Annotated in this window: 12 protein-coding genes and 1 pseudogene; 10 read left to right on the top strand and 3 right to left on the bottom strand. The window is 28.7% G+C overall.

Translation table 11 applies throughout. The features are described from left to right. Position 1 precedes the first annotated feature (1 nt). Positions 2–529, bottom strand: a pseudogene (locus tag BM024_RS01965) (Fic family protein); the annotation flags it as partial. A 29-nt stretch (positions 530–558) separates the two neighbouring features. Here BM024_RS01965 and BM024_RS13620 point away from each other — a divergent pair. The 10 genes from BM024_RS13620 to BM024_RS01920 all read left to right on the top strand — a co-directional run bounded on the left by BM024_RS13620 (position 559) and on the right by BM024_RS01920 (position 16056). Beyond that, entirely contained in the window at positions 559–840 is a 282-nt protein-coding gene (locus BM024_RS13620) for a hypothetical protein (protein ID WP_143077705.1), read from the top strand. 708 nt (positions 841–1548) lie between these two features. Next, positions 1549–2055, top strand: a complete 507-nt coding sequence (locus BM024_RS01960) for a hypothetical protein (RefSeq protein ID WP_090677759.1) — start codon at positions 1549–1551, stop codon at positions 2053–2055. Between the two features lie 128 nt (positions 2056–2183). Continuing rightward, positions 2184–2684: a hypothetical protein gene (locus tag BM024_RS01955; RefSeq protein WP_090677758.1), complete on the top strand. Its 501-nt coding sequence runs from the start codon at positions 2184–2186 to the stop codon at positions 2682–2684. 2 nt (positions 2685–2686) lie between these two features. Then, on the top strand, positions 2687–5548 hold the full coding sequence (locus tag BM024_RS01950) for a KGGVGR-motif variant AAA ATPase (protein ID WP_090677757.1): 2862 nt from the start codon (positions 2687–2689) through the stop codon (positions 5546–5548). 358 nt (positions 5549–5906) lie between these two features. Next, positions 5907–7187 carry a putative phage abortive infection protein gene (locus BM024_RS01945; RefSeq protein ID WP_143077704.1) on the top strand — a complete coding sequence of 427 codons (1281 nt, stop codon included), beginning with the start codon at positions 5907–5909 and terminating at the stop codon, positions 7185–7187. After that, positions 7187–9229 (top strand): DUF262 domain-containing protein, encoded by a 2043-nt coding sequence (locus tag BM024_RS01940; RefSeq protein ID WP_143077703.1) that lies wholly within the window; start codon positions 7187–7189, stop codon positions 9227–9229. Before BM024_RS01945 ends, BM024_RS01940 begins: the two co-directional genes overlap by 1 nt. Before the next feature lie 380 nt (positions 9230–9609). Further along, positions 9610–11289, top strand: coding sequence for a hypothetical protein (locus tag BM024_RS01935; RefSeq protein WP_090677755.1), 1680 nt, complete (start codon positions 9610–9612; stop codon positions 11287–11289). Between the two features lie 270 nt (positions 11290–11559). Further along, a complete protein-coding gene (locus BM024_RS01930; RefSeq protein ID WP_090677754.1) occupies positions 11560–12234 on the top strand; it encodes a hypothetical protein in 675 nt (224 codons plus the stop codon). Positions 12235–12355: 121 nt separating this feature from the next. After that, the gene (locus BM024_RS01925) at positions 12356–14644 is read left to right on the top strand and encodes an nSTAND3 domain-containing NTPase (protein ID WP_090677753.1); all 2289 of its coding nucleotides are present in this window, start codon (positions 12356–12358) and stop codon (positions 14642–14644) included. A gap of 11 nt (positions 14645–14655) precedes the next feature. Further along, positions 14656–16056 (top strand): hypothetical protein, encoded by a 1401-nt coding sequence (locus BM024_RS01920; protein ID WP_090677752.1) that lies wholly within the window; start codon positions 14656–14658, stop codon positions 16054–16056. Positions 16057–16211: 155 nt separating this feature from the next. Here BM024_RS01920 and BM024_RS01915 read toward each other — a convergent pair whose 3' ends face one another. Both BM024_RS01915 and BM024_RS01910 read right to left on the bottom strand, forming a co-directional pair. Beyond that, positions 16212–17144: a hypothetical protein gene (locus BM024_RS01915; RefSeq protein WP_143077702.1), complete on the bottom strand. Its 933-nt coding sequence runs from the start codon at positions 17142–17144 to the stop codon at positions 16212–16214. A gap of 147 nt (positions 17145–17291) precedes the next feature. Then, positions 17292–18749, bottom strand: coding sequence for a putative phage abortive infection protein (locus BM024_RS01910; protein ID WP_090677750.1), 1458 nt, complete (start codon positions 18747–18749; stop codon positions 17292–17294). Between the last annotated feature and the right edge of the window lies 1 nt (position 18750).

The following is an 18750-nucleotide window of genomic DNA, read 5'->3' as shown; positions in this document are numbered from 1 at the left end:
TCTAATCCTTCTTCAATAATCTGACGAACTCTTCTCCTTTTTGAGTTAAGAAGTACTGTTGTTTACTACTCGTTGGTTTATCAGGTAAAGTCAAACCTATTAGGTTAGCTTCAATGGCAGGTTTTAAATAGAACTTTCTAAAATAATCTCTATTTGCTAATCCAAGTATTTGTTGCAATTCTTCTCTAGTATGTATTCCTGTAAACACCTTTAACAACTCTCTAACCTGCATGGTGTCTTGCATGGTATCTTGCATGGTGCGAATTACTGATTCTGTTGAAGGCAACGTTATTCTTAAAAAGTTTTCAGAAAAATAGAAGCAATCTTTTGGGTAAGCTTGTAAAATCCTCGGAATTCCTGACCCTAATTGTTCTACTAAATCTAAATCTTTAAAAATACGCATCAATTCTTTATTACGAGGAATAGTGAAACCTTCAAAGAACTCTTCTTTCAAAAGTGATGTAGGCAAACCACCGTTAGAAGTTATCTCTAATCGATCATCAAAGATTTCAAATTTTGGTGCTGTTTCATTATTTTCGCCAATCGCTAACTGCTTTTTTGCGGTTTACTTCGTCAGTTCGCTATGCTCGTGTTGCTTTTCTAACTTTAGGTAAAGCATTCACATCTAGTCTTCACGTTTCAGAATTCACGTTCCAACAAACGGCATATCGCCTAGGAGACGAGTGTCAATTGCTTGAGAAAGGCGTTTCTGCATTTTCGCCAATCGCATTTTTGCCTTTTGGACTCCAATATTCACATCTAGCATTCACACTCCAACAAAAGCGATTAGCAGTTAGCGATTGGCGATTAGCAAAAAAATGGGAGAACAATATACTATAAGAGCCATAGCCCTAAAACCTTCACAGATAGTCCATTTCGAAAAACAGACTATCAAAACCACAATCTAGACTCCCTGAAAAAGGATATTTTAATCCATTATTTGGAAAGTGCTAAGAAAGATGCTACTTTTAAGCTGTCAAAAATAAAAATAGAGCACTAACCTATGTTTCCTCCAAAAAGGAAGCTTAGAAAGGGAATGGACAAGTAGAAAGAAGGATTAGAACCTTAGTTCTACAACATCCGACATGAGACCGATTTTTTGAAAGCCCCTACCCCTTTTGGGTTGGAAAAATGTAGCGGGGAGCTACTGGCTGAAAACAAAAAATCGTTCTCATAAATTGAAATTATGGAACGATGTTTTTTATAAGGTATGATGAAGTACAGTTGCACAAAAGCAATAGGACGGACTCACACTTACTCTAGACCAAAGGTTAGCAAAAATTACCTCTCCCTGCATTTCTGTATCGCTACATACTCGCAAGGATGACACCTAAAGTTTACATGAGAACCGCCCACATGCAGTTTGCAAAAGTACAAAACTTTTGAGCATGGAGCGATATCATGGTCTCCTCAGTGTCAAAATTTGCTATTTATGGTTGAGAAAACATCGTCAATTATGTCTTTACAGACTTAATTATCAATATCAAGTACAAACATATATATAATATTCCAAATATCAAAATATTAATTAAAGGAATAATCCTACTTATGAAAGAAAAGAAAGTTAAAAATGAAATGAAGTATTTTGCAGCTTTTATTTCTAATAAAAAGGCTGATCTCAAGTACAATAACTTACAAATTGGAAAGAAATGTAACATTTCAATTGGTGAAATAAGTAAAATAATTGATTTACAGAGGCAAAACATAAAAGCAAGAGTATACTACTGTATTTATACAGGTTTAGGTTTAACTATTGAAGAAATAACCAAACATGTTTTTCAAGAAGTAAGATTAAAGCTAAATGAAAATGAAACCAAATCTCAAACTACATTAGGCAAAATACTTCATCATATAGATTCTAAAGTAAGTTTAAAAGAGGTTATTTCTGAAAGAACAGGTATTAGCATAACAAGACTCAATGCACTTTACCATGGAACAGGCTCTCCTAATGCAGACGAACTGCTTCTTATCGAAATGGCGGTTGGAGAACAACCAGGTGCTCTTTTTGAGAAATTGTATGGTGAGGAGTTTAGGAAGAAGGTTGTAAAGGATTAATTGATAGGGATACTAAATCAAATGTTATTTCAAACGTAATTTCCAGTTTGCTTAAAGAGGAATTTAATAATATAAAAATACACACGTTATTTATGTTATTTTTACAAAAAAAACAAAGTTAATATATTATGTCTAAACATTTAAAGTATACAGATTTTAGAACTGCTAGTTATCGAAATTTATATGTATGCAATCATTTACTGGATAATTTTGATAAGTGCAACAATAGCAATAAACAGCAAATCTTACATAAGATATATTATCTTTCAGGATATATAATAGAGTTTTGCTATAAGTATGCACTATTTTCTCAATTAGTTAAATATAAGACTGATAATATTTACTCAATAAAAGATTCTGGTTTTCAAAAAAAATGGAAAGAACATAATTATAGAAAATTAGAAAGTTTATGCCAAGAAAACAAAATAATTTTTAGTAAAGACATTCCTTTTTTAGGAAAAAAAATTACTGACAAAAATTTAAATGACCTAATAAATAACTGGGATGTTCAGATTAGATATAGTCTGAATTTAACTACTAGCACAGTTAATTTAACACAAATTGAGATGAAAAATTTAGTAATACTAATTGAGGATATCCTAAAAAAAACAACCTCAAAATTCCATTAATAATGATACATATTTTAGAAGTTTTTGACAACACTATAGCAATTCTAAAAGAAAAAATTCAAGATAAAAATATTGCAAAATATTGTATTTCATTAAACAACAGAGATGAAATAGAATTAGTAATCATATCTAATAATTCAAAAGAAGAAATCTTTCTTAATTTACCTGAAACAATTAATCTCACCATATTGTCAACCGAAGAATTAGATGAGGATTATTTTTATAGTCAAAAATTCAATAATGAAGGAAATGAGATTATCAATTATACAAACTCTAGAAGAAAGTTAACAAACTTATTAAATCCTGAGAATGATTTTGTTCCTGAAATTCCGGTAATTACATTCTATAGTTATAAAGGTGGAATGGGAAGATCAACGAATTTGGTAATTACAGCTTCTCACTTAGCAAGAAATTATCAAAAAAAAATTATAATAATTGATTGCGATTTCGAAGCTCCTGGTTTTTCAAACTTTTTCTCTGAAGAACCTTCTGAGCCAAGATATACTAATGGTTTAATGGAATATTTTTTTGATAAAGATAGTTCACATAAAATAAATCTTAATGATTATTCATGGGAAGTTTCCAAAGATTATTCAAAAGATGGGGAAATTAGAATAATACCCGCTGGTAACCTAGATATTAAAAATGATATAAATAATACAGAATTCCCTACTAACCTATCCCATTATTTAGAAGGATTAGCTCGTTTAGATTTTGCTTCTACTGAAAGTGTCGTTGAGAAATTTAGAATACTTATTGATGACATCAAGAAACAATATTCTCCAGATGCAATTTTTATTGATAGCAGAACAGGTTTCACAGACATTTTTGGAATAGCCGCATTAAAATTATCAACTCAGGTAGTTGGATTTTTCAGTAATAGTGCTCAAAATGATCCTGGAATTTATCAATTTGTTACATCTATCGGTAATTTAATTATTACTAAAAAAAATCTTAACCCTCCAATTATAGTTAATTCCTTTTCTGATCCAGACTTTTTTAAAGAATTCAGACTCAAAGTTGATGAAATGATTCAAAATAATTATTTCAACAATGAATTGTTTCAACTATCACCAATCTATTATTATTTCAGATATAATCAGACTTTATCTGAAATGGGCACAAAAAGAGAAAGAAAAGATGACTGGCTAAATCAAGTAGATAATAAAGTTTTTTATAATGGATATGTTGATGTTGCCGAAAAAATCAACGATTTTATTATTTCAGATAAATCTGAATCATTAGATAACGATATTATTCCAAGTATCTATGGCGAAATTAAAGAATCTATTTCAATTAATAATTGTCAAACATTTGAAAATAATGAGATATCTGATGAAAATACCTTTTTAGATCTTCAAAAAAATATTCTTGAAAAATTGCAAGAGAATTGGCCTGATTTATATGCAGATAGTGAAACAGTTGATTATCAAAAAGAATTTGATGAAAAGAGAATTTTTTATAGAGATTCAATGAAAGATATATTTAATTTAAAAAAATTCATTGTTCTTGGTAATAAAGGAACTGGAAAATCTTACTTATTTCAAGCATTAAAAAACTCTGATATAACTTATGAACTAAAAAAACAAGCACAAAAAACGAATTCTAATATTGAATTTCTACATTTAGTAGATCAAAAAGATAAGTATTTCATTAGTACGAAAGGGCTCGAAAGTTTTCAAAAAGAGGTTGAAAATATTGGTGATTTTTACACTAAGTTTTGGAAAGTTTACACCTGGAGAAGTATCATAGATAAAATACAAAATGTATCATCATTTAACTCAAAAATAGAAACTACGTTTGAGATTAAAAATGACGATACAAATAACCTTAAAAATTTAGTCCATTTTATTAATAATATTGACAATATTATCAGAGTAGAACAAGAACTAAAAGAACTGGATGATATTTTAAATAGTAAAGAAATTGATATCATTGGAATATATGATAATTTAGATTTAATGGTTGAACCTTTTAAATGGAAGGATCAAATGGCAAGTCTTATTAATTTTTGGAAATTTTCGAATTTTAAAAGGATTCATAGTAAACTTTTTTTAAGGTCAGATTTATACAAGACAATTAGAGGAATTAACAATGTTCAATCCTTAAGAAATGATATTATTTCAATTGAATGGCAAAAAGAAGAGATATTTAATTATTTTTTCAATTTTGTAAAGCAATACTCTAAAGAGAATTTCATTAAAGCGGTTAAAAACTATGATTTTACAAAAATTTCTGATGACGAATTAGGATGGCTAAAAGAATTTGAGAAGAAGTTTTCAAATGAAAAACAATATCAATTTGAAGAAGTAATTCTAAGAAAACTCTGTTGGGTATTCTTTGGTCAATATCCAAACATTATAAAGGCACATGGTGAATCTTATGATTGGTTATACAAAAATGTAATGAATGCTGATGAAACAATTAGTATCAGACCATTTCTAGACCTTCTTAGCTTATCCATTAAAGAATACTTTGCAGATTATAATAAAGAATCTTCTTCTTTTCCCTCTGTTTTACCTGCAAAGTATTATACAGCAAAAACTGTAAGAAGTGAAGCAGTTAAAAATCATTTTTCAGATTTAATAACTGAAAAAGGAAACGAGGATTTAGAACATGTTTTTGATTTTATAGATAAAAATGAAGAATTCCAATATTATCAATTACCGAGAGAGAATTTTAATAGACTTCTAAATAATGTCATCAGTAAACATTCTTTAGATTGCACAACGGAGGAATTAGAAGAATTATTAAAAATCAATGGAATTGTAAAACAGATTGGAAACTTTCAATATAGTTTTGCATTTTTATACAAATATCGATTAGGCTTAAAAAACAGAAAAAAGAAAAGATATAAACATTAAAATTATAACTTATTAAAGTAATACTGCCTGCTGTGGGACATTTACAATCCGTGATTCTATCACACTATAGCTAAAGCAAGAATTACTCTTCGAAATATAAAAAAGAATGCAAAAGTCATTAATGCCCCCATTTAAAGAAGCTATTGAGATATTTGAAAGACAATTGGTTGTGTTATTCAAAGAGTTACTAGAAGTTCTTAGAGAGGAAATAGACTTCACTCGATAATAAGTAAGCAAGAAGATGCTTTAGGCCTACCATGTAAGAAATAAAGAAACCCCGATAGTGGAGCTATTGGGGTTTATTAAAGATTAAAAAGTAAACATAAAGGAAATGACCACAAATATCTTACTACTAATTATGACTATCATTTCTATTTTAATATTAATGATATTTATTAAGGCAAAAGATGAGTTAAATAAAATAATAAATAAAGACAAAAGAAATATTATTAAAACACTAAGTATGATAAGTGCCGTAGTATTTCTAGTCTTTTCGTTCTTTGCACCCTATTTTTTCACAAGTACATCAATAGGAAAAAGCTTAATTACCGGAGAGCATACTGGTCATATAGGTGATACTATCGGTGGAATAATGAGTCCTTTTATAGCTATTGCTGGAGTATTACTAACATTTTTAGCATTTTATATTCAATATCAGGCAAATAAGAAAGTTCAAAATCAATTTATAATTCAGCAATTCGAAAGTCAATTTTATGAAATGCTTCATTTACATAGAGAAAATCTAAATGAAATGAATATTGAGGGCTATAGTTATGAATATAATGACAAAAGTAAAGAAGCTAAAAAAGATAGCAAAAAAGTAAAACTAACAACAGGCAAAAAAGTATTCGTAACAATGTTGAAGGAGTTTGAAGCAATTCATTTAATAGCCACAAAAACATTCATGAGTGACTTTAAAAGTTTAGAACAAAAAGATAAAGATAAAATAGCACCATCACTTAACCAATTAATTTTGGAACACTCCTACTTTGTCTTATTTAATGGTATAAATATATATACTAAAAATATTGAAAGATTTGTAAATGCTGATGGATGTGTTTTCATAAAATCAACTTTCGAAAAGTTTAAAGATGAATTAGAAAATATAAAAACATCTCACTTAGATGATGGCATAAAAATACATTACACATATTTACGGACTGGAAGTTTACAGGATAAAACTCTTCAATCTAGAACTTTATGGCTAAGTTTTAATTACAAACCATTTTCAGGTCATCAATCAAGATTAGCTCATTATTATAGACATTTGTTTCAAACCGTAAAGTTTGTTGTAAAACAAGATGAAAGCATAATCTCTTATGAGAAAAAGAGGGATTATTTAAGAATTCTAAGATCGATGCTTTCAAATCATGAGCAAATTTTAATGTATTATAACTGGCTAGCTAATTTTGGTTCTCAATGGGAACAAAAAGATATTGAGAAAAGAAAAATAAAAAATGGTAATTACTTTTTTACAGATTTTAGAATGATTCATAATATACCTAACGATTTACTTCTTGAAGAGTTTAAGCTTGAGAGAATTTTTAATGAAGATTTCTCAAACTACAGATACGAACTTAATAGAAAAGACGAAGATGATCTTTTTGAATTGATTAAAATTACAAATAATCATAACTAGTGGATAAAACATTTGATTTAACTGATATTTCAGATTGGCAAACAAATATGGAGAGCTCTCCTGTAACTCTACCAGCTATTCAACGTGGATTTGTTTGGAAACCAAAACAAGTTGAAGATTTATGGGATTCAATTATGAGAGGCTATCCTATAGGCTCATTTTTAGTAAGTAGAAATGTAGATAAATTTGATTTGATGGATGGACAACAAAGAGCAACTACTATTTTTATAGCGCATTACAATCCATTTGATACTAATGGCTTAGGGAAAATTTGGAGTTTAAAAATTATCCCAGTCTTATGGATTGATATTAAACCTATTTCAAAGCCCGATACTTCTAAATATTCATTCCGCTTAATCACAAACTCGCATCCTTGGGGATATCAAAGTAAAGAAAATAATAAAAAATTATCAGTAAGTGATAGACGAAATGCTTTAGAAATCTTTAGAGAAGATGAGAAAAATAAGAGTGGCTATACCACTTTTAGTAACAGCACAGTTTTCCCATATGATTGCACTTTTCCGATACCATTTTGTTTTTTTTTAAAAGCAGATGATTATGATGATGTAATAAAAAGTATTGAAGATTATTTACCTGACAATATTCGAACCAAAGAAAAGAAATTTAGCAATAAAGATGATTACTTGAAATTACTAAAAGGTGATCTTAAAAGTCAAATCGAGGAAATACTAATAACTACAAGAAAAATAAAAAATAAAAAAATCAACTATGATATTATTGAAAATGAAACATTAAATGAGGAGGAAAAGCAAGATAATCCTACTCTCTTTATAAGATTAAATTCATCGGGAACAGCATTAACAGGAGATGATTTAATATATTCAATTTATAAATCTATATTCCCGGATGCTAAAAAGTTGGTTGAAGAAATTAATTTAAACTTTATTCAACCTGTACAGATAATCTCATTAGCAACTAGAATAACTGCTTCAAAACTAGATAAAAACACCTTTACTAGAAAAATGTCTGTACGAGATTTTCAAAGAAGAATCAAAGACGATAATTTTAAATCAAAGCTTAATAATATCCTTAGTAATAAAACATTCAAAGAGCTTTTTCAAAAAGCAATAGACATACTATCGTGTAAAAACAATGATCAATTTATTGGAGAAATTCCCCCTATCTTGATTAAAACATTTATTAAAAGAAATCAAGAATTATTCTTGTTTTTTATTTATTGGCTACACATAAATAAGGAAAAAGATCTGACGGATGAAATCAAATTTAAAATGACTAGTAAATTATTTCTGTTCTCTTGGTTTAACTTCAAAAATGAAAAATTACTTTGGGAGGAAAAAATAAATAACACCGATTTTTGGGAAGAACCCATAAATGAAATGATGAGGTGGAAAAATGAATATGGCATTCAACTTCTACTTCCCCCTGATATGCTCAGAGAGTATTATAAACAAGAACATATAGTAAATAAATTTAAATTACAGGATGAACATAGGTGGGGATTAGATTTAAATGGTGTTGGAGAAAAAATAATTGAATATTATCAAGAGATAAAAATCAAAGAATTAGAAAACCATATTTCTAATGAATATTTTTGGAAACTTATAAATAACCTTCATAGTAATAGACAACTTCTTTTATTTGTTCAAAGAGAATATATAAATACTGAATTTACAGATTTTAATAATTTAGAAGATTTAGAAGATACAGATACTCCATGGGATTGGGATCATATTTATCCTGATAGTTGGCATAATGGAAAACATAATATTAATAAAGGAATTAAAGAATGGAATAATAATATAGGTAATTACCGAGTATTATCTTTAGAACAGAATAGAAGTGAAAATAACAATCTATCACCTGCTGAAAGATTAAACTCAAATAGCACTCAAGAAACATCTTTTATACAGAAAAATGATTACAAATACTGGAGTAAAATTAATGAAATAATTAAGGATGATAAAATTGATAATCACTTTAACGCTATTACAATTCGTATGATTAACATATATGAAAAGGTGTGGAATGAACTTAAGATTCATGATTTTATAAAAAGATAACCTATAGGGTAGATAGGTCTGAAAACTATTTAAGAAATATAGGTAAATACAACCATCATCAAAATACTGTCACGCTTTCCTAGATTTGTAATCTGTGAGTTTTTCTAATCTGAACTGTGATTTATTTGATTTGAATTAGGGGACTGAAAAGAGTGATGCCGCCCCTTACCTCCTATTTTTAATCAGTTAAAACCTATATAACCTATTTTACATGTAATAATGTAAGGTTGGTTTTTTTATATCATTAATTTGAGTAAATTGGCTTGGATTTAACGGAATTAGGATGTGAGCTTCTTGTGATGTTTGTGTTTTTGTTTCGTAAAAAATAATGTTTTCCGTAATAGTAACACAACTAATGATAAAAAAACTTAACATCTTTAATGAAATCTAAAGAAGAGAAAGAATACGAGGAAAGAGTTAAAAGACGGGTTTTAATTTTAAAAGACCTAATAGAAGAAGGAAAAATCATTTTTGCTGAAAATATGCGTAATGATTTAGAAGAAAGTTTTTCTAAAGCTAGATACGATGAAAATGGCGAACCTGATCTTTCTACAATTGATGGACGTATTCGTTCGATGGCACTAGCTACTGAGCATTTTGATCACAGAATCAAAATGAAAAGTGCTATTTCTCTTCAACAAATTCAAGAAAGTTATTTTAGCCAAATCGATGCTAATTTCAATCATTTCTATGAAATAATGATTGATCAAAATGTTTCTCCACATCAAGTTGCGAAAATTATTGCTTATGGTAAACAATCGATAGATCACCTAAACGAAGTAATTGAACCTATTCTAAAAGACCTTGAAGAGTTTTGGGGATTAGTAGCAGAATCTGGATATTTACACCTTGAAGATGAATATGACTCTATAAAAGCTGTCTTTGGTGGAGATTTATTTCCTGCAAACGACGAAAATATTGCTTCTAAATGTGGGATATATACTGATACAATAATTCTTCCTTGTCCTTTTATTAGGTCAAGACATATGTTTGAAATATGGACTAAAGAACAGAGAGTGTATTTTCTCTTAAAACATGCTTTGAACATTTTACAATACAAAGAACTAGCATTAACTGAGCTCAATAAACCTATAGTAGTAATTCTTCCAGATAAAGAAATGATGGATGAATTCGCTTATGAAAACATTTCTAAATTAGGCGAAAAAGATACTCTTTATCATGCTCAAAAAGTATTTGATAGAAAGTTTGAAAGCATGGAAGAACTTATAGAGTTTGGAAAAAGTTTAGATACAATAGAAAAAGTTACAAATGAAATAAAAGACCCAAAGAGAGTATTATTTGACACAGAATTTAAAGAGTCGTTAGAAATACAAATTAAAAATCAAATGAAAAGTGATACCACTAAAGCATTTGGAACTGATAATCCTGGTGTTATAGTTTCTATGATGGGCTATGGTAGAATGAGTATTTGTAATGAACTCTTAGTTAAATCTTCGAAAATTGGTGGTATCCCTTTAATAGATGCACCAACATCTTGGGAATATTTTAAATGGAAGTTAGAATATGACTCAGAAAGGACTTATCCTGAATTAGATTTCACAAAAATGCATATTGTTAAAGGACTTAATGGCCTTGATAATACATATCTTCAATGGATTGGTAAGATACCTCCAAAGGGCTTAATTGAATTACGTAAAAATGGTGCTATTAATGAAATTAGGGGAATTTTATCTAAGGGTATTGAAGAACTGGTAACAGCAAATGAATTTGATTTTAATAATACAACAAATACAGTATTTAATAATTTGAATGTTGCCTTCAATCAGCATCAAGAGAATATTAAAAAGTTAATTAATAAAAAATGGAAAATTGCAGGGAAAGAATTTGGGTCTTGGCTCGTAATGGGTTCCGTGGAAATAGCGTCTGCATGTCTAGGCACACCTCTCTATGGAGTATCAACGGTTGTTTTAAATCAAATCATTGATGCCCCAAAAATTAAAGATTTACCCAAAACAATTGAGAAAATGAAACAAGCAGATATTGAAAGACAGAACTTAAAAAAATCTCCTTTAGGTTTGATGTTTAATTTTAAACAATAAATTACTGAGCACAAGAATGGACCGAGTAGACAAGGCATTTTAACCCAAGTCTTTCACAGAACCGTACGTAAAAACTTCCCGTATTACGACTCTTGACACAATCATGAGTTTTCTTTAAAGTCTGAACTATGATTTTTATGAATAAGAGATTTCTTTTGATTTATGGAGTGGAAAAATCGCATAATTTGAGATATTGAGATATTGAGATATTGTATTTTTGAGAAGCAGCAGTGCATTATAATTCGCTATGTAGTAAATAAAAACTTTAATATGATTCAACCAATTCAATTTAAAAATAAATATATAAATCAACTTACTATAAGGGAGATGAGCTTTATACATCTTGATCATCACAATATACCCCATATCGTTAAAGATCATCTATTGCGTTCTACTTTGTCTTTTACCAGTCAAAATATTAGGCATGCTTTAAATAATGATTATTCAAAACAATTGATACCGTTAATTGGACTGTTTACTATATTAGAACAATTGGGAAAATGCTATGATAGAATGGATATATCAAATATTAGATTCCAAAACAATATAAAAAGAGCTTTAGTCAATTTTGGAGGAATAGATCAAAATGATGAGTTAATCGATGTTCTTTATGCATTACGAAATAGTTTGTTACATAGTGCAAGCTTGATTTCACATGGAGAAAATAGCGCAAACAAAGACAAGCATTATAGATTCAGATATTCATCTGAAATACAACATATTATTCAAGAGTCTAAAGTAAAGTGGAATGGATGTTATGAAGAGTTAGATGGGAATACAGAAAAATACACAACACTAATAAATGTTGATTTATTAGTGAAATTTGTGTTTTCGTGTATTGAGAAAGCTAGTGCTTTAAATCAAGAAAATTTATTAAGGTTAAGATTAGAAGGTGGAGTACGTCAATTATATTTTGATTATATAAAATCCAATCCACTTTTATAATGATTTCTTTATTTTCATATAAAAAATTTAAAGGCACTTGTAGGCTTCCCAGCCTTCGAAATAACTATTAATCTAAACAAACTACTTTATAATAAATTTGAATAGAAAATTAATTTAAAATATGGAATATGATTTTTCAAAACTTAATGCTCGGGAATTTGAGGCTTTAGTCGCGTCAATAATTGAAAAAGAGCTAGATACAAAAGTTGAAGTTTTTAAGTCTGGTAGAGATGGAGGAGTTGATGGGAGATTTTGGATTGGTGAATCAAAAGAAGGTATTATACAGTGTAAACATTATTTAGAAACACCTTATAATACTTTAATCTCCAAATTGAAATCTGAAGAAGCTGTAAAAGTAAAAAGATTAAATCCTAGTAAATATATTTTTGTTACTTCAAAAGAGCTTTCTCGAGCAAATAAACAAGAAATAAAAGAAATTTTCAAACCATATATTCATTCAGATTCAGATATTTATGGGAAGGAAGATTTAAACTCATTTTTATCAAAAAGGGAGAACCATGATATTGTTCAAAGAAACTTTAAATTATGGATAACAAGCACTAGTGTATTAGACTTAATTTACAATAATGCCATAAAGGGACGAAGTGAGAGCACAATTCGAGATATTGAAGAAAAGGCTTATAAATATGTAATAACTGAAAATCACAATAAGGGATTAAAAATTCTAGAAGAAAAAAATGTAATTATATTGTCTGGTGAGCCAGGTATTGGTAAAACTACTCTTGCAGATAATTTAGCTCTATACTATCTTACTAAAGGGTTTGAATTTTGTGATATAGAAGAAAATATTAGTGAAGCTGAAAGTTTATTTCGAGAAAAAGAAAAAAAGAAAATTCTATTTTATTGTGATGATTTTTTAGGAAGTAATTTGTATGATGCAATCAATAATAAAAAAGATTCTCATATTACAAAATTTATAAATAGAGTACGTAAGGATAATTCTAAAAAGTTTATCCTTACATCACGTACAAACATTTTAAATAAAGCATGTGGCTTAAGTCACTCTTTTCAAAATGGTAAAATTCTTGACAATGAATTTTTACTTAAAGTAGAAAACCTAACTGCTTTTGATAAAGCAAAGATCCTTTATAATCACATATATCACTCTAATTTGAATGAAGACTTTATTGAAGAGATTTACAAAAATAAAAGATATAAAGAGATAATAAAACATCAGAACTTTAACCCTCGAATAATAGAATTCATTACAGATTCTACCTTGGTTGAACATTTACATTATGAAGATTACTGGAAATATATTATTATAAGTTTGAATAAACCTGAAGTTATTTGGGCTGACTATTTTCAAAATCAAACGGATGACTGTGTAAGAGCTCTTACATTTTTAACAGTTTTCAACAAAGGTAAAATTGCTGAAAATACTTTAAGAAATGCCTATAATACCTTTTTAAAAATCCATCTAGTAAATCTTGGCGATCATTCTGATAAAAGCTTTGAAGCAGTTAGAAAGTTGGCTACTAAATCATTATTAAATAGAAATCAAATTGCTGAAAATAAGTTTGAATATACACTATTTAACCCTTCAATTGCAGATTTCATTTTAGGCTCATATTCTGAGGAAATTGATTTGATTTGTAACATAATAAAATCACTAGAAACTGAAGTTTCTATAGATTACTTACAAGCTTTATTTCTTTCAAAAAAAATTAACAGCTCCAATTCAGACAGAATTTTAGAAGATCTATTTGAATACTTCTTTGAACGTAAATTGAATGATGAGGATTGGGATTTTTTAATTACTTTATCTTATTGTGATTTTCTAAATGATAAATTTAAAATAAGAATAGAGCAATTTTTGAACACCTTAATAAATGCTTATTATCCTAAGGGTTATAGACTATGGGAATTATTAATGATTTTGTTAGATTTTGAACCTGAAATAGAATTTAAAAACTTTAAATTCTTATACAACTTTATCGAAGATGTTGATAATGAAGACACGCTAAAGAAACTTTTAGATTTTGTAGATAGATATGATGTTGAGGATGAAAATATTTTAATGCAAATTGAATTATTAATCGAAAATTATTTACAAAACATCGTTGATAACAATGATTTAGATATTGATTATAAAAAACATGTTAACTACAGTTTCTATCCTGATGGTTATCCAAAACAAGAAATAGACTTAAATGGTATTGAAAATGAAATTCGGGAGATTCTAGATTTTTATCTTGAAGAGTTCAACGTAAACGTATTAGAAAAGAGTTCATTTGATACACATAAATTTGCGTCAAATATGGATATCGATGCTATGGCTACAAAATTTTTTGAAAACTATGAACCCGATTACGAACAAAACTACAACACAAGTTTTTTTTCAGGTACGTCGAGCGAAGATGACATTGATGCTCTTTTTGAACGTTAATCAATAAAGTGATGGATTATAAAATAAAAGATTTCTTCAAAGAAATTAGTGTTATATCAAAAATTGAGGGTCTGAGGTTCCAAGACATATCTATCGATGATATTCCTGGAAGTGCAAATATTACCAAACAAAATAAAGAGTTTCAAATCTCTTTTAAGGGTATTTTTAAATACCCAGCCGATGGTAAATTAGATATAAATCTCAGCGGAGAAAAATATAGAGTTAGTTCAGGGACTTTAAAACAAACTAGGTTCTGGAGCGAAATATTTGATAATGTAAAGGGAGAGCTGACATTTGATATCAAATCAATGAAGCGAGGGGATCTGAAGAGAAACACGAGTTTCAGGATGTTTTTCTTTGACACTTCTAAAAGAAAAAATTTGTTCCATTTCAAGTTAGAATCACCCAAATATGATGAAATCATACCTTGGGCATTTGATTGTGTTAGAATTACTTTGGATGAAAAACGCTACGATATTATACAACATCAAACTACTGATCAATCATACATCATCATCGAAAACCTCGACCAAGTAAGTTACAGAGACTTTCAAAGAGATTCATATGCTATTCAGAAAGGAATTGGATATCTTGTTGGATACATGCCAGGTGGTGAACACTATATTTTTTCAGGATTAAATTTTGAATATTATAGACTAGCCCGTGAATCATTAAAATCAATTTACTATCCTGTTACAAGGAATCCCTATTCATTTGAATTTTCAAATGATTATAAGAATACAGCTGATTCTTACAAAGAAATACTTATGGTTATACCTTCGACTGTTATTTCGAAATTTGTACAGCAAATCAGAGATAATGAAGAATTTTCAGTGGCAATAATTTTTTTGATGGAAGTGTTACATTTAAAATCCGTAGTTTCAATGCCTGGTGCTTTTTCAGTGGTTCTAGAATCTTTAGCTGACATTATTACCAATCCTTCAAAAATAAAAACAAATCTTATTACCGATAAAAATCTAGCTACTGAAATTATTGAAGAACTTCATACGGTTATTGATAAGTATTCTACTACATTAGATGATGAAAGCGTTTTAAAATTGAAACGACGTTTAAGTGCCCTAAACAGTCCTATAACCCCTCGGAGACTTACAAATGCAATGAAATTGCGCGAGCCTTTTGATCAACTAGGCATTATTCTTTCTTCTGCTGATGAAGCAGCAATTGAGTATCGTAATTACTTATTACATGGCAATATATTAATGAACACTGACAAACCAAGGAATAGTGAAGAAATTGACATTCATATGATGTATATTAGTGGTAAGCTTTATACCTTACTTAGTAAATTACTTCTCAAAAACTGTGGATTTCAAGGTTATGTTATAAATCATGCCAAATTTTTTGATTCGAAAGAAGATCCTAAAGAAATTTACTTTTTCGAGAAAGTTTAATGATAGTATTTAGAAATGTAAAACAAAGGCTTTATTGCGTTTAAACGAATTCACTTTGTTTGTCACCTAAACCCATAATGTAATAATTTACTTGATTTAGAGAATAATGAACTACAATAACCATAACTATTAAGCTTTCTAACTGATAATTATCTCTAATAATTATTTCTATTGCTCTCTACAATCTGTCTTATAGCCAATTGTAATACGTTCCATGCTAATTTAGCGGTATGAATATCTGGATTGAAGTTAATGGCTAACTGCTCGTGAGGGTGAACATAATTTCTAAATCCACGTAAATTATGGCTGAACTTCTTCACATTCTCGTCTATTATTTTTAAATCACTCGCTACCTCTATCAAATCATTTAGTGTCCAATAACGAAATGATTTTACTCTGCCCTCTAAATCTTTTGGTGATTTTCTAGACTGATTAAATACTCCAGGCTCTTTTAAAGCTAAACCCAATAAAATTCCTTCTAATACACTACCAGACATTATAATTATTGATAATGGTGCATGAGTTGTAAAACAAGACTTTATCTCTTCCAGTCTTAAGCTTAATATAGTACTAAGGTCTTTATCAAGACCAAGTTTTTCTATTGAAATCTCATCAAAATCTTCACTAACAAACTCTTTCTCGGATTTATAATGATTTGAAGAATATTGTTCCTTTGAAAACTCAAGACATTCCGAAAAGTGCTTTACTTCCCTAATATTTACTTTATTATTTGAATTTCTCTCATAATCCCAACTTCCATCTGTACAAGCAATGCCTCCAAAATTACCAATACTATTATCTTTGTCGAAAAGATTTACTTCTGGACACATATTATAGAAATCTCCGTATTTAGGTCCTCGTAAAATACTTGGTTCTTCTGCCCTTAATTTTATCCTTTTACTTTCATAATCAGAAGCTAAAGCTCCTTCTTTCTGTAATGTTTTAATAAAGTCCCTATCGTAATCCACTGAATCATACTGTGAAAAAAAATACAGAGTCCAAGCGTGCCGATCGCAGTAGCCTAATAATGGACATCTGTTCGGTAATTTTTGATCGCGACTTATTTTAAAATATTCTTGTTTGTTCATAGTTAAATATTTTACAACAGCTTTGTCAATCTAAAGTTTCTTCCAAATTAACTAACTTTTCCTAATAATTCACTTTGTATATTTGAATAAACTTTACAGTCTTTTACTAACAATCAAAACACTTTAAGCACTAATTATAACAAGGTGCTAATCTTCTTTAATTGAAAACACTTCATTTATCTCAAATAAAGAGTCCATATCCTTTTTATCTCTTTCGTACATAAAATCATCTTTAAACAAATCCTCAATTGGAATATCTTCTATTAACAGTCCTATAGGCAAATTATGTATCATTCTATAATCTGAAAAATAACAATTCTCATCATTCTCCCATTGGGGGCCAATTCCACCATACCAATTATAAAATAAATGTAATTGCTCATAATTACCCAAAATACCCCTAAGAACCCTCAGATAACTTCTTTTATCTTCATAAGTTAGCATATCGTTATTCACAACAAATTTCACAAGACCATGCATTTGTCTAAATACAATAGACAACTTCGTATACATACCATGAAATGGTAAATGTTTCATTGTCGTATCAAATTTATCTTTGAACTTTTTATAGTATTTCTCTCCAGTTTTTTTAGGCTCAAAATTGCTCGTTAAACTATACTTTTCTGACAAATTAATCTTATCATATACATTAATCAAATTATTTCCAATATCCATAGACTCAAACATCTTAGAGTCATCACTATTCCTTACATCAGGAAACTTTTCAAATCCTTTAGGTGATGATTTAAAATCAAAAAGAACATGGTCTTTTAATGTAAACGCATCCTTTTTATTTTCTATCTCAATACCATTCATTTCTTCTTGAAAATAAAAATACATACTTTCAAATGTTGACTTTAATTTATTCAATAACGCTTTATCTTTTAAAAACTCATAATCATTTGTTATTGATGATTTAAAAAAAGATTTCCTCCCTTTATAAAAAATATCATAACTAAGTTCAAAACATTGCTTTAATTTTACATCTTTAGGTAAAATATCCCTAACTACTAAATATATAAATCTTAATTCTTTTTCTAGTTCATAAAAAACATATCGCCCTTGAAATTCGTTCTTTTCAAAATTCATTAATCTCAGTTCAGAAATCTCCTCTTTTAAAAGTCGTAATCTCTCATAAAATTGACTTTCAAATTGACTAATTCTATCCTCTTTATTTTGCTTTTTTAATTGTTTTTGAAATTGTGTTTTTACTTGTTTGTTTTGATCCTTAAAAATCTCAACTTGTAACCTATTAGCTCTATATTGCATATAAAATGCTAATCCCGTTACTATTACTCCTGCAAAACCGATAAAAGGACTAGTAAGCCCACCAATAGCATCGCCTAAATCCCCCTTATTACTTAAATCTGCCCATTCCCATTTAGCATTTCTTGTTAAAATATATGATCCAAAAATGAGACCTCCAAGAGATAAAACAGCTACGTACAAAAGCCAATAGGTCAGTTTGTCTAGATAAAATACTAACTTCTCTTTATTATCTACCTTATTATTTTCTGACTTATTTTTACCACGTTTATAAAAATGTGTAACGAGTATACTTCCTAACCCAATAAGGATTAATGCTATTATAATTAATAAAATCATA

The organism is Myroides guanonis (assembly GCF_900114085.1).
Lineage (GTDB): Bacteria > Bacteroidota > Bacteroidia > Flavobacteriales > Flavobacteriaceae > Flavobacterium > Flavobacterium guanonis.
This window is presented reverse-complemented; position numbering and strand designations above follow the sequence as displayed.

Bases quoted from the DNA above. Each gene is read 5' to 3' on its own strand.
- BM024_RS01920 (WP_090677752.1), top strand. From the start codon at position 14,656: ATGGATTATAAAATAAAAGATTTCTTCAAAGAAATTAGTGTTATATCA.
- BM024_RS01930 (WP_090677754.1), top strand. From the start codon at position 11,560: ATGATTCAACCAATTCAATTTAAAAATAAATATATAAATCAACTTACT.
- BM024_RS01960 (WP_090677759.1), top strand. From the start codon at position 1,549: ATGAAAGAAAAGAAAGTTAAAAATGAAATGAAGTATTTTGCAGCTTTT.
- BM024_RS01950 (WP_090677757.1), top strand. From the start codon at position 2,687: ATGATACATATTTTAGAAGTTTTTGACAACACTATAGCAATTCTAAAA.
- BM024_RS01935 (WP_090677755.1), top strand. From the start codon at position 9,610: ATGAAATCTAAAGAAGAGAAAGAATACGAGGAAAGAGTTAAAAGACGG.
- BM024_RS01925 (WP_090677753.1), top strand. From the start codon at position 12,356: ATGGAATATGATTTTTCAAAACTTAATGCTCGGGAATTTGAGGCTTTA.
- BM024_RS01915 (WP_143077702.1), bottom strand. From the start codon at position 17,144: ATGAACAAACAAGAATATTTTAAAATAAGTCGCGATCAAAAATTACCG.
- BM024_RS01910 (WP_090677750.1), bottom strand. From the start codon at position 18,749: ATGATTTTATTAATTATAATAGCATTAATCCTTATTGGGTTAGGAAGT.
- BM024_RS01945 (WP_143077704.1), top strand. From the start codon at position 5,907: ATGACTATCATTTCTATTTTAATATTAATGATATTTATTAAGGCAAAA.
- BM024_RS01955 (WP_090677758.1), top strand. From the start codon at position 2,184: ATGTCTAAACATTTAAAGTATACAGATTTTAGAACTGCTAGTTATCGA.